Below are 12927 nucleotides of genomic sequence, written 5' to 3' on the forward strand. Positions count from 1 at the left end.
GGCGCGTGATCCACGCTGACGCCCTCGAGGGGCTGCCCGTCCGCAGCGCGCTGCCCGCGCTGACCGCCGCCCTGGACGGGCACGGTGCCGCCGTGCTGTGCGCACCGCCCGGCACGGGCAAGACGACGCTGGTCCCGCTCGCCCTCGCCGGGCTCCTGGACCCCGGCGCCCCCGTGCGCCGTGTCGTCGTCGCCGAGCCGCGGCGGATCGCGGCGCGGGCCGCGGCCCGGCGGATGGCGTGGCTGCTGGGCGAGGAGGTCGGCGGGAGCGTCGGCTTCACGGTGCGCGGCGAGCGGCGCGCCGGGCCCCGGACGGTGGTCGAGGTGGTCACCACCGGTGTGCTCCTGCAAAGACTGCAACGGGATCCGGAGCTGGCCGGCGTCGATGTCGTCGTGCTCGACGAGTGCCACGAGCGGCACCTGGACGCCGACACCACCGCCGCCTTCCTCCTCGATGTACGCGCCGCGCTGCGGCCCGAGCTGCGGCTGGTCGCCGCGTCCGCGACGACCGACGCCGAGGGCTGGGCCCATTTGCTCGGCGACGCCCCGGTGGTCGAGGCCCGGGGCGTCTCCCACCCCGTGGACGTCGTATGGGCCCCGCCGGAGCAGCCGGTGCGCCCACCGCACGGGATGCGGGTTGATGTTGCGCTGCTGGCGCACGTGGCGGCCGTGGTGCGGCGGGCGCTGCGCGAGCGCGAGGGCGACGTGCTGTGCTTTCTACCCGGCGTCGGCGAGATCGCCCGCGTCGCGGGGCTCCTGGGCGGCGTGGACGCCGAGGTGCTCCAGGTCCACGGGCGGGCCCCGGCCGCCGTGCAGGACGCGGTGCTGGCGGGCGGCGAGGGACGGCGCCGGGTGGTGCTGGCGACCTCGGTGGCGGAGTCGAGCCTGACCGTGCCGGGGGTGCGGGTCGTGGTGGACGCCGGGCTGGCGCGGGAGCCGCGTACGGATCATGCCCGCGGGCTGAGCGCGCTCACGACCGTACGGGCCTCCCGGGCCTCCGCCCGGCAGCGCGCCGGCCGCGCGGGCCGTGAGGCGCCGGGGACGGTGTACCGCTGCTGGGCACAGGGCGAGGACGTACGGCTGCCGCGCTTCCCCGCACCGGAGATCACCGTCGCGGACCTGACCGCGTTCGCCCTGCAGGCGGCGTGCTGGGGCGACCCTGACGCGTCCGGTCTCGCGCTGCTCGATCCGCCGCCGCCCGGCGCTCTGGCCGCGGCGCGCGCCGTGCTCAAGGCCACGGGCGCCGTGGGCGGGGACGGCCGCACCACGGAGCGCGGCACGCGCATGGCGCGGCTCGGCGTACATCCCCGCCTGGCGCGCGCCCTGCTGGACGGCGCCCGGGAGATCGGCGCGCGCCGTGCGGCCGAGGTCGTGGCACTGCTGAGCGAGGAGCCGCCCCGGGAGTACGGCGACGACCTCGCGGAGGTGTGGCGCGCCGCACGGCGTGGCGGCGACTCCTACGGTGCCCGCTGGCGGGCGGAGGCGCGGCGGCTGGAGAACGCGGTACGGAACGAGGTGCCGCAGGAGCGTTCTGCTGCTCTGGCCGACGACGCGGCGGCCGGCCTGATCGCCGCACTCGCCTTCCCCGAGCGGGTGGCCCGGGCACGGGGCGAAGGGGCGTACCTCATGGTGTCCGGGACCGGTGCGCAGTTGTCCGCCGGTTCACGGCTGGGCGGGGCGCCGTGGCTCGCGGTGGCCGTGGCGGACCGGCCGGTGACGTCCGCGTCCGCGCGGGTGCTGCTGGGCGCGGTGATCGACGAGGACACGGCCCGGGAGGCGGCAGGCGCGTTCTTCGCGGAGGGCGAGGAGGTGCACTGGTCCGGGGAACGGCGCGATGTCGTGGCCCGGCGCGTGGCACGGCTGGGCGCGGTGGAACTGTCGGCCCGGACGCTGCCGGCGCCGGAGCCCGCGCTCGTCCGGGCGGCGCTGCTGGAGGGACTGCGGAGCGAGGGGCTCGGAGTGCTGCGGTGGTCGCCGGAGGCGTCGGTCCTGCGGCAGCGGCTGGCGTTCCTGCACCGCGAACTGGGCGAGCCGTGGCCGGACATGACGGACGCGGCGCTGCTGGAGCGTGCGGAGGAGTGGCTGGGCTGGGAGCTGGACTCCGCCCGGCGTCGCGCCGACCTGGAGCGGCTGGACGCGGGCAAGGCGCTTGCGCGGCTGCTCCCGTGGGCGACGGGGGAGGCGGCCCGGCTGGACGAGCTGGCTCCCGAGCGCATCGAGGTGCCGAGCGGTTCCCGGATCCGGGTGGACTATGCCGGGGACCAGCCCGTGCTGGCGGTCAAGTTGCAGGAGCTCTTCGGGTTGCGGGAGACGCCGTGTGTGGCGGACGGGCGGGTGCCGGTGCTCGTCCACCTGCTGTCCCCGGCGGGGCGGCCGGCGGCGGTGACGGCGGACCTGGCGTCCTTCTGGCAGGACGGCTATCGCTCCGTCCGTGCGGAGCTGCGGGGGCGCTATCCGCGCCATCCCTGGCCGGAGGACCCTCCCCCATAGCCTGAACGGCATGGGGGTACCCCCATCGGCGACGGCGACGCGGCGCACGAACGCGAGGCGTTGAGCACGGGGCCGAGCGCGGGGCTCCGCCCCGGGGATGGGTGCCCCGGTCCCGCCCTCTCACCGTCTCCTCCGGGGCTCCGCCCCGGCCCCCGAAACCGCGCTCCGCGCGGTTGTCCTCAATCGCCGGACGGGCTGAATGGTGCCGGGCCGAGCACTATCAAGCCCGTCCGGCGATTGAGGACGAGCGGCGGAGCCGCGACAAGCGGGGTCTGGGGCGCAGCCCCAGGAAACGGTGAAAGGGCGGGACCGGGGCACAACCCTCACCACCCACTCACGGCAGATACCGCTCCAACGCCGCCGCCCCCTTCTCCTCGATGTGCTGCCTCGCGAGCTCGACCCGCTCGGGCGTGACGTCGTGGCCGGACGCCATGACCAGGTCTTCGGGGTCGAAGGGCCGCTCGGCTCCGGTGTAGAGCCGAGTGGGCCCGGCGGCCGTGGACGTCGGGGACTTCTCCTCGGTGGGGGTCTCCTTCACGGCGAGCCTCCTTCGCTCAGCGGCCCCCGCTCCCCGGAGGCCGGCCGTCCGGATAGTCCCTCCATCCTGCGCCTCATACCGCGCAAACGCACAGCGATCTCGCGGAACCGCGCCTCCAGCAGAAGCGACAACAGCAGCAACCCGGCCCCCAGCCCCACGAACCCCCACGGCAGCCAGTCCGTGAGCAGAAGCAGCAGCCGCCGCTGCGACTTCACGAGGTCCACCGTGGAGTCCACGTAGTCGGGCCGCATCTTCACATGGCCCGCGAAGGCGGTGATCGGTTTCTTCTCCGGGTGGCCGGTCCAGCGCATCTCCTCCCGGTGCACTTCCTCACCGTTGACGGGACTGCCGGTGACCGGATCGACCCAGAACATCCGCTTGGTCGTGTACCAGCGCTCGAGCCCCAACTCCCGCACGGTCTCGGGCGTGACGCCGAGGGGCAGCACCTTGGGCACGGGGACCTCGGTCCAGGGGACGGTCTGCTCGAAGTAATAGACGTCGAGGCCGTGGAAAGTACGGGTGCCCGCGTAGTGGATGGGGGCGGACGTACGCGTCTGCAGGTCGAAGTACTGGTAGTCGCGCTTCTCGGCGAAGAAGGGCCACTTGTACTCGATGCCGATGTGCCGCACGGGCGTGCCGTCGACGTGCTCGCCGCCCACGTGGACGGGCTCCTGACTGTGGGCGTCGAAGACATACCGCTCGGGCAGCCGGGAGATCGTCGCCCCGTCGGGACCGGCCACAAAAGTGAGGGTGTCCCAGACCGCGACATCCCGGCCGGTGGCGTTCTTGACCCTGCGGGCCGCTTCCGCGTCGCCCTTGACGGTCTGGACCATGGTGACCTTGGGGACCCTGCGCGGCTCGAGCCGCGCGTAGTCGATGAGGGTGGCGTCCTTGGCCTCGAGCACGGTGGCCCGGTACTGGCCGGCCGGGATCTTCGCGAGCCGGGGGTAGGCGTACCAGCGCAGCAGCGGCGCGAGGGCGCCGAAGAAGACCGCGAGGGCGAGGAGGACGAGGCTTGCTCGGCGGCGCACGGCGGGCCCCGTTACGGGCGGGCCGGTACGGAGGACAGCAGCGGCTCGGGCGAGGTCTCGCCCGAGGGCGGGCCGATGGCGGTGACGACAAGGACGAGGACGACGGCGGCGGCCAGTCCGACGGCCGCGGCGGCCAGTGCGCGCACGCTGAACCTCCCGAGAACTGACGGGACATCAGATCCGGGCACGGTAACAACGCACGGGCGAGAAGAGAACCACGCGGTGCCGCCGGACAGCGGGCGGCACCGCGTACGGGGATGCCTCAGTGCGCGGCGGACTCCCAGTCCGCGCCGACGCCGACCGACACATCCAGCGGGGCGCGCAGCGTCACGGCCCCCGCCATCTCGCGGCGCACCAGCTCCTCGACCTGCTCGCGCTCGCCCGGCGCGATCTCCAGCACGATTTCGTCGTGCACCTGGAGCAGCATCCGCGAGGTGAGCTTCCCGGCCTCGAGGGCCTCGCCCACCCGCAGCATCGCGATCTTGACGATGTCCGCGGCGGTGCCCTGGATCGGGGCGTTGAGCGCCATCCGCTCGGCCATCTCGCGCCGCTGGCGGTTGTCGCTGTTGAGGTCGGGCAGGTAACGGCGGCGGCCGAGGATCGTCTCGGTGTAGCCGGTGGCCCGGGCCTCCTCGACGACGCGCTGCAGATAGTCGCGCACGCCGCCGAAGCGCTCGAAGAAGGTGTCCATCAGCTTGCGCGCCTCGTCCGGCGCGATGTTGAGCTGCTGCGACAGCCCGAACGCCGACAGACCGTACGCCAGGCCGTAGGACATGGCCTTGATCTTGCGGCGCATCTCCGGGTCGACCTCGGCCTTGCCGACCCCGAACACCTGGGAGGCGACCGTGGTGTGCAGGTCCTCGCCGGAGGCGAACGCCTCGATCAGGCCCTCGTCCTCGGACAGGTGGGCCATCACGCGCAGTTCGATCTGGCTGTAGTCCGCCGTCATCAGGGTCTCGAAACCCTCGCCGACGACGAACCCGCGCCGGATCGCCCGGCCCTCGTCCGTCCGCACCGGAATGTTCTGCAGGTTCGGGTCGGTGGAGGACAGCCGGCCCGTCGCCGCCACGGTCTGGTTGAACGTGGTGTGGATCCGGCCGCCCGGGGCGATGGCCTTGATCAGGCCCTCGACCGTGGAGCGCAGCTTGGACTGCTCCCGGTGCCGCAGCATGATCACCGGCAGCTCGTTCTCCGTCTGCGTCGCCAGCCAGGCCAGCGCGTCCGCATCCGTGGTGTAGCCGGTCTTGGTCTTCTTCGTCTTCGGCAGCCCCAGCTCGCCGAAGAGGACCTCCTGGAGCTGCTTGGGCGAGCCCAGGTTGAACTCGCGGCCCGCCGCCTCGTGCGCCTCGCGCACGGCCTGCTGCACGGCCGTCGCGAACTGCTGCTCCATGCGCTCCAGCCAGCCGCGGTCCGCGGCGATGCCCGCCCGCTCCATGCGAGCCAGCAGCGCGCTGGTCGGCAGCTCCACCTCCGTCATCAGCTCGGCCGCGCCCACCTCACGCAGCCGTTCGGTGAACGCCGCGCCGAGGTCGAGGACCGTACGCGCATGGCCCATCAGGGCGTCCGCCTCGGCCTGTTCGTCGGCGCCGAAGGCCAGCTGCCCGTCGCCCGGGGCGGCGGTCGCCAGCTCACGGCCCAGGTACTCCACCGACAGCGCGTCCAGCGCGAAGGAACGGCGGCCCGGCTTGACCAGGTACGCGGCCAGCGCCGTGTCCATCGTCACGCCCTCGAGCACCCAGCCGTGCTCGCCGAACACCCGCATGACGGACTTGGCGTCGTGCGCCGTCTTCGGCCGCGCGCCATCCGCGCACCACGCGGCGAACGCCCGCTCGTCCGCCTCGTCCAGCTCCGCCGGGTCGAACCACGCCGCCGGGCCCTCGCCCGCCGCCAGGGCGACCTCGGAGACCCGGCCGCTGCCCAGCGACCATCCGTCGACCACGGCCAGGCCCAGCGGGCCCGCGCCGTGCTCCGCCAGCCACGGCGCCAGCTCGCCCGCGCCCAGGGCCACGCCGTCCACCTCGGCACCGGCCTCGACGGCGGCCTCCTCCCCGGACTCCCCGCCCGGATCGGCGGCCAGCAGCCGGTCCCGCAGCCCCGCGTTGCGGATCTCCAGGCCCTCCAGGAACGTCACCAGACCCAGCCGGTCGTACGCCTGCCGCTCCAGGCCCTCCGGGCCCGTCGACAGCTCCACGTCACGCACCATCTCGGTCAGGCGGCGGTTGAGCTTCACCGCCTCCAGGTGATCGCGCAGATTCTGCCCGGCCTTGCCCTTGACCTCGTCGACCCGCTCGACCAACTCCGCGAACGAACCGAACTGGTTGATCCACTTCGCGGCCGTCTTCTCCCCCACCCCCGGAATGCCCGGGAGGTTGTCCGACGGGTCACCGCGCAGCGCCGCGAAATCGGGATACTGCACCGGCGTCAGGCCGTACTTCTCCGTGACCTTCTCCGGCGTGAAGCGCGTCAGCTCCGAGACGCCCTTCGTCGGATACAGCACCGTCACATCATCGGAGACCAACTGGAAGGCATCACGGTCACCCGTGACGATCGACACCTCGAACCCGAGGGCCTCGGCCTGCGTGGCCAGCGTGGCGATCACATCGTCGGCCTCGAAGCCGTCCACCGCGAAGCGCGGCACCTTCATCTGGTCCAGCAGCTCGCCGATCAGCTCCACCTGCCCCTTGAACTCATCAGGGGTCTTCGACCGCGTCGCCTTGTACTCCGCGAACTCCTCGGACCGCCACGTCTTGCGCGAGACGTCGAACGCCACCGCGAAATGCGTGGGCCGCTCATCACGCAACGTGTTCGCCAGCATCGACGCGAAGCCGTACACCGCGTTCGTCGTCCGGCCGTCGGCCGTCGTGAAGTTCTCCGCGGGCAGCGCGAAGAACGCGCGGTACGCCATGGAATGCCCGTCCATCAGGAGCAGACGGGGACGGCCTCCCTCCGCTGCCTCGCTGCCGGTCGGTCCTGGGGTTTTCGATGCCTTTGCTGCCACGCCCCCGATCCTGCCACGGCCCACTGACATTCCCCGCCACGCGCCCGCTACGCCACCGCTCCCCCGTGACAGGATCGGCCTCGTCGCACCCCATCCCACGACGGATCCCCATCCCACGGCGGATCCCACGACGGAGGATCACTGATGGCAGGCAAGCCTCCCGCCAACGACCCGGTCCAGGACGCACCCGACGTCACGGCACCGCAGCACGCCGCCGCCGGACTCCCCGCCATCTCCCACACCCTGCGCATCGCACAGCAGCAGATGGGCCTCCGCCGCACCGCACTGACCCTCCTCAAGGTCAACCAAAAGGACGGCTTCGACTGCCCCGGCTGCGCCTGGCCCGAACCCGACAAGCGCCACGCCGCCGAATTCTGCGAGAACGGCGCCAAGGCCGTGGCCGAAGAGGCCACCCTGCGCCGCATCACCCCCGCCTTCTTCGCCGCCCACCCCGTGAGCGAACTCGCGGACCGCAGCGGCTACTGGCTCGGCCAGCAGGGCCGGCTCACCCGGCCCATGTACCTCCCCGAGGGCGCCGACCACTACGAACCCGTCACCTGGGAGCGGGCGTTCGCGATCATCGCCGAGGAACTGGCCGCCCTCACCACCCCCGACGAGGCCGTCTTCTACACCTCGGGACGCACCAGCAACGAAGCGGCCTTCCTCTACCAGCTCTTCGCCCGCGAGTTCGGCACCAACAACCTGCCCGACTGCTCCAACATGTGCCATGAATCATCCGGTTCGGCACTGGTCGACACCATCGGCATCGGCAAGGGCAGCGTCCTGCTCGACGACCTCCACCAGGCCGACCTCATCATCGTCGCCGGCCAGAACCCCGGCACCAACCACCCCCGCATGCTCAGCGCCCTGGAGAAGGCGAAGAGCCGCGGAGCGAAGATCATCACCGTCAACCCGCTGCCCGAAGCGGGCCTGGAACGCTTCAAGAACCCGCAGAACGCCCGCGGACTCGCCGCCGGCGGCACCGCGCTCACCGACCTCTTCCTCCAGATCCGCATCGGCGGCGACCACGCCCTCTTCCGCCTCCTCAACAAACTCGTCCTCGAGACCGACGGCGCCGTCGACTCCGACTTCGTCCGCGACCACACCCACGGCTTCGAGGAGTTCGCCCGCACCGCCCGCACCGCCGACTGGGACGAGACCCTCACCGCCACCGGCCTGACGCGCACCGACATCGAACGCGCCCTGGAGATGATCCTCGCCTCACGGCGCACCATCGTCTGCTGGGCCATGGGCCTCACCCAGCACAAGCACGCCGTCGACACCATCAAGGAAGTCGTCAACCTCCTCCTCCTGCGCGGCGACATCGGCCGCCCCGGCGCCGGCGTCTGCCCCGTACGCGGCCACAGCAACGTCCAGGGCGACCGCACCATGGGCATCTTCGAACGCCCCGCACCCGCCTTCCTCGACGCCCTGGAAAAGGAATTCGGCTTCGCCCCGCCCCGCCACCACGGACTCGACGTCGTCCGCGCCATCCGCGCCCTCCGCGACGGCGAGGCCAAGGTCTTCTTCGCCATGGGCGGCAACTTCGTCTCCGCCACCCCCGACACCGACGTCACCGAAGCCGCCGTCCGCCGCGCCCGGCTCACCGTCCACGTCTCCACCAAGCTCAACCGCTCCCACGTGGTCACCGGCGCCCGCGCCCTCATCCTCCCCACCCTCGGACGCACCGAACGCGACCGGCAGGCGGGCGGCGACCAGTTCGTCACCGTCGAGGACTCCATGGGCATGGTCCACGCCTCACGAGGACGCCTCGAACCCGCGAGCCCCCACCTCCTCTCCGAGACCGCCATCGTCTGCCGCCTCGCCCGCGCCGCCCTAGGCCCCGGCAGCACCACCCCCTGGGAAACCTTCGAGAACGACTACGCCACCATCCGCGACCGCATCGCCCGCGTCATCCCCGGCTTCGAGGACTTCAACGCCCGCGTCGCCGAACCCGGAGGCTTCACCCTCCCCCACGCCCCCCGCGACGAACGCCGCTTCCCCACCGCCACCGGCAAGGCCAACTTCACCGCCTCCGCCGTCGACTGGCCCCGCGCCCCCGAAGGCCGCCTCCTCCTGCAGACCCTCCGCTCCCACGACCAGTACAACACCACCATCTACGGCCTCGACGACCGCTACCGGGGCATCAAGAACGGCCGCCGCGTCGTCCTCGTCAACCCCGACGACGCCCGCGCCCTCGACCTCGCCGACGGCTCCTACGCCGACCTCGTCAGCGAATGGACCGACGGCACCGAGCGCCGCGCCCCCGGCTTCCGCGTCGTCCACTACCCCACCGCACGCGGCTGCGCCGCTGCCTACTACCCCGAGACCAACGTCCTCGTGCCCCTCGACCACACCGCCGACACCAGCAACACCCCGGCCAGCAAATCCCTCGTGATCAGGGTCGAACCCGCCGGGGACGCCCGGCAGACGACCTGATAGGACGGTCCCGCAAGCAGACACGGCGTACAGACGAACAGAGAACAGGGGAGCCGAGACCATGGGCGAGCAGACCAGAACCACCTTCCCGCAGGAGATCCTCGACGCCTGGGCGGACAGCGGCATCGACCTCCCCACCCTCTTCTCCGCCGGACACCTCGGGGAGCGCATGGGCGTACGCGTCCTTACGGCGTCCCCCGAGCGCGTCGTCGGCACCATGCCCGTCGAGGGCAACACCCAGCCGTACGGCCTCCTGCACGGCGGTGCCTCCGCCGTGCTCGCCGAAACCCTCGGCTCCGTCGGCGCCATGCTGCACGGCGGCCCCGGCCGCATCGCCGTCGGCGTCGACCTCAACTGCACCCACCACCGCGGCCTGCGCTCCGGGCACGTCACCGGCACCGCCACTCCCGTGCACCGCGGCCGCACCAGCGCCACCTACGAGATCGTCATCACCGACGAGCAGGAGCGGCGCGTCTGCTCCGCCCGTCTCACCTGTGTCATCCGTGACCACAACGGCACCGCCGCCTGAACACTTCCCTCCCCCGCCGGTCCGCCCTAACGTTCCGGCATGAGGGCCGCACCCGCCACCTCGGTACGTCGACTCGGCGCCCTGGCCGCCCTGTTGACCGTCACCGCACTCGCCGTCACCGGCTGCGACAACACCGCGGCCGGTGACCACCACGCCGGGCCCACCGTCGCCCCGGCCGTCCGCACATGCACCGACCTCGTCGCGTACTGGGCCGAACAGGCCCTCACCCATGGGAAGTGGTCCGGACTCGACTGGGCGCAGAAAGGCCTCTCCACCGCCCAGGCCCGCATCCACGACGACATCGTCGAGGCCGCGCGCGCCGAGGAACAGCGGCACGGCACGGACTCCGCGCGGAAACTGATCCACCGTCAGGCAGCCCGGCGATGCGCCGCCGAGGACGGTGCCACCTGCTGCGCAGAACACGCACCCACACCCACAGCACCACTCGCAACACCTTCACCAAAACTGTGATCGGCGTCATAACAAGACAGTCACAGCATGGCCGCCACCTCTGCCCCGATTCGTCGCCCACCCCTTAGAGTCACGGCCATTCACCACCCGCCGGGCAGTTCGCACGTCCGCACCGCCGCACCCCACCCCTCGCCCGGCGAGCATGCGGCGCCTCACCAGGGCCACCGCGCCAGGGAAAGGACTCACCGTGCGACACCGTCCCCTGATCGTCCTCACCACCGCCGTCACCGCCGCGGCCCTCACCCTGACCGCCTGCGGATCACGCGACGACAAGGGGGGTGACAAGGGTGACGGCGGCAGCAAGGACACCGTGGTGATCGGCGTCGACTCCCCCCTCACCGGCTCGCTCACCGCCCTCGGCCAAGGCATCAAGAACTCCGTCGACCTCGCCGTCCGCACCGCCAACAAGAACAACGAGGTCAAGGGCATCACCTTCAAGGTCGAAGCCCTCGACGACCAGGCCGTCCCCAACACCGGCCAGCAGAACGCCGCCAAACTCGTCGCCGACAAATCCGTCCTCGGCATGGTCGGCCCCCTCAACTCCGGCGTCTGCCAGTCCATGCAGCGCGACTTCGCCAAGGCGAACGTCACCCAGGTCTCCCCCGCCAACACCAACCCCGCCCTCAGCCAGGGCGACGACTGGGCCTCCGGCAAGAAGAAGCGCCCCTTCAAGACCTACTTCCGCACCGCCACCACCGACATCATCCAGGGCCGCTACGCCGCCCAGTACCTCTACAACGACGCCAAGAAACGCAAGGTCTTCGTCGTCGACGACCAACTGGCCTACGGCGTCGGACTCGCCACCATCTTCTCCGGCGAATTCAAACACCTCGGCGGCCAGGTCGTCGGCACCGACCACCTCACCACCAAGGAAACCGACTTCTCCGGCATCGCCAACAAAATCAAGAACTCCGGCGCCGACTCCGTCTACTTCGGCGGCCAGTACCCCGAAGGCGGCCTGCTCTCCGGCCAGACCAAGAAGGCCGGCGCCCGCATCCCCGAAATGGGCGGAGACGGCATCTACGACCCCGCCTTCATCGAAGGAGCGGGCAAGGACGACGACGGCGACCTCGCCACCTCCGTCGGCTACCCCGTCGAACAGCTCGCCTCCGCCAAGAAGTTCGTCCAGGACTACAAGGACGTCGGATACAAGGACCCCTACGCCGCCTACGGCGGCTACTCCTACGACGCCGCCTGGGCCATCATCCAGGCCGTCAAGAAGACCGTCGAGGACAACAACGGCAAACTCCCGTCCAACGCCCGCGAAAAGGTCCTCGACGCCATGTCCAAGGTCTCCTTCGACGGCGTCACCGGCAAGGTCTCCTTCGACGAATACGGCGACACCACCAACAAGCAGATGACCGTCTACAAGGTCGTCGGCCACCAGTGGAAGTCGGTCAAGAGCGACACCTTCAAGGACTGAGTCCCCACCACCCGCGCGTACCGCGCGAGAACCACACCCTCGCGCGGTGCACCGCCCGAGACACCATCGGAGGCATGCGGTGCACGAACTGCCGCAAACGCTGGTCAGCGGACTCGCCCTCGGGGCCCTCTACGGCCTCATAGCCATCGGCTACACCATGGTCTACGGCATCGTCCAGCTCATCAACTTCGCCCACGGCGAGATCGTCATGATCGGTGCCTTCGGCGCCCTCACCATCCACCTCTGGCTGCCCGATGCCCCGCTCGGTGCCGTCCTCCCCCTCATGCTCCTCGGCGGCATCATCGCCTCTGTAGCCGTCGCCACCGCGGCCGAACGCTTCGCCTACCGGCCCCTGCGCGACGCACCCCGTCTCGCCCCGCTCATCACCGCCATCGGCCTGTCCATCGCCCTCCAGCAGATCGTCTGGTCCTTCTACCCCAACACCAAGAAGCCCCGTACCTTCCCCCACTTCAAGGGCCAGGCCTTCGAACTCGCGAGCAACATCCACATCCAGCGCGACGACCTCTTCATCTTCATCGCCGCCCCTCTGTGCATGATCGCCCTCGGCTTCTTCACCGCCAAGAGCCGCACCGGACGCGCCATGCAGGCCACCGCACAGGACCCCGACACCGCCCGCCTCATGGGGATCAACACCGACCGCATCATCGTCCTCGCCTTCGCCATCGGCGGCGCCTTCGCCGCCGTCGCCGCCGTCGCCCAGGGACTGCACATCGGACGGATCAGCTTCGACATGGGCTTCATCCTCGGCCTCAAAGCCTTCACCGCCGCCGTCCTCGGCGGCATCGGCAACATCTACGGCGCCATGCTCGGCGGGGTCGTGCTCGGCATCGCCGAGACGGCCGCCATCACCTACATCCAGGACATCCCCGGGATGCAACAACTCGGCGGCGGAAGCTGGAAGGACGTCTGGGCCTTCGCCCTGCTCATCGTCGTCCTCCTCGTCAGGCCACAGGGCCTGCTCGGCGAACGCGTCGCGGATCGGGCGTGA

Annotated in this window: 10 protein-coding genes; 6 read left to right on the forward strand and 4 right to left on the reverse strand. The window is 71.3% G+C overall.

Annotated elements, in window-relative coordinates:
• Positions 1 to 5 precede the first annotated feature (5 nt).
• Entirely contained in the window at positions 6 to 2489 is a 2484-nt protein-coding gene (gene hrpB, locus ACV530_RS28400; RefSeq protein WP_494335488.1) for an ATP-dependent helicase HrpB, read from the forward strand.
• Between the two features lie 334 nt (positions 2490 to 2823).
• Here hrpB and ACV530_RS28405 read toward each other — a convergent pair whose 3' ends face one another.
• The 4 genes from ACV530_RS28405 to polA form a co-directional block, all read right to left on the reverse strand.
• Complete coding sequence (locus ACV530_RS28405; RefSeq protein ID WP_494335489.1) at positions 2824 to 3027, reverse strand: hypothetical protein; 204 nt, start codon at positions 3025 to 3027, stop codon at positions 2824 to 2826.
• Positions 3024 to 4058, reverse strand: coding sequence for a cell envelope lipid trafficking protein PgfA (gene pgfA / locus ACV530_RS28410; RefSeq protein ID WP_494335490.1), 1035 nt, complete (start codon positions 4056 to 4058; stop codon positions 3024 to 3026). Before pgfA ends, ACV530_RS28405 begins: the two co-directional genes overlap by 4 nt.
• Before the next feature lie 11 nt (positions 4059 to 4069).
• The gene (locus ACV530_RS28415) at positions 4070 to 4204 is read right to left on the reverse strand and encodes an SPW_0924 family protein (RefSeq protein ID WP_494335491.1); all 135 of its coding nucleotides are present in this window, start codon (positions 4202 to 4204) and stop codon (positions 4070 to 4072) included.
• A gap of 116 nt (positions 4205 to 4320) precedes the next feature.
• Complete coding sequence (gene polA, locus ACV530_RS28420; RefSeq protein ID WP_494335527.1) at positions 4321 to 6978, reverse strand: DNA polymerase I; 2658 nt, start codon at positions 6976 to 6978, stop codon at positions 4321 to 4323.
• A gap of 222 nt (positions 6979 to 7200) precedes the next feature.
• On the opposite strand from polA, the gene ACV530_RS28425 reads away from it, so the two are divergent.
• The 5 genes from ACV530_RS28425 (at position 7201) to ACV530_RS28445 (ending at position 12927) form a co-directional block, all read left to right on the forward strand.
• The gene (locus ACV530_RS28425; RefSeq protein WP_494335492.1) at positions 7201 to 9495 is read left to right on the forward strand and encodes an FdhF/YdeP family oxidoreductase; all 2295 of its coding nucleotides are present in this window, start codon (positions 7201 to 7203) and stop codon (positions 9493 to 9495) included.
• A 61-nt stretch (positions 9496 to 9556) separates the two neighbouring features.
• Positions 9557 to 10024, forward strand: a complete 468-nt coding sequence (locus ACV530_RS28430; RefSeq protein WP_494335493.1) for a PaaI family thioesterase — start codon at positions 9557 to 9559, stop codon at positions 10022 to 10024.
• 39 nt (positions 10025 to 10063) lie between these two features.
• The gene (locus tag ACV530_RS28435; protein ID WP_494335494.1) at positions 10064 to 10495 is read left to right on the forward strand and encodes a hypothetical protein; all 432 of its coding nucleotides are present in this window, start codon (positions 10064 to 10066) and stop codon (positions 10493 to 10495) included.
• Between the two features lie 187 nt (positions 10496 to 10682).
• The gene (locus ACV530_RS28440; protein ID WP_494335495.1) at positions 10683 to 11918 is read left to right on the forward strand and encodes a branched-chain amino acid ABC transporter substrate-binding protein; all 1236 of its coding nucleotides are present in this window, start codon (positions 10683 to 10685) and stop codon (positions 11916 to 11918) included.
• A gap of 79 nt (positions 11919 to 11997) precedes the next feature.
• The gene (locus tag ACV530_RS28445) at positions 11998 to 12927 is read left to right on the forward strand and encodes a branched-chain amino acid ABC transporter permease (RefSeq protein ID WP_494335496.1); all 930 of its coding nucleotides are present in this window, start codon (positions 11998 to 12000) and stop codon (positions 12925 to 12927) included.

The sequence above is a fragment of the Streptomyces sp. SX-6 genome, from assembly GCF_059089585.1.

What these genes read in the sequence shown, in the direction of transcription:
- polA (WP_494335527.1), bottom strand. Translation starts at nt 6,978, where the DNA reads ATGGACGGGCATTCCATGGCGTACCGCGCGTTCTTCGCGCTGCCCGCG.
- ACV530_RS28425 (WP_494335492.1), top strand. Translation starts at nt 7,201, where the DNA reads ATGGCAGGCAAGCCTCCCGCCAACGACCCGGTCCAGGACGCACCCGAC.
- ACV530_RS28435 (WP_494335494.1), top strand. Translation starts at nt 10,064, where the DNA reads ATGAGGGCCGCACCCGCCACCTCGGTACGTCGACTCGGCGCCCTGGCC.
- ACV530_RS28430 (WP_494335493.1), top strand. Translation starts at nt 9,557, where the DNA reads ATGGGCGAGCAGACCAGAACCACCTTCCCGCAGGAGATCCTCGACGCC.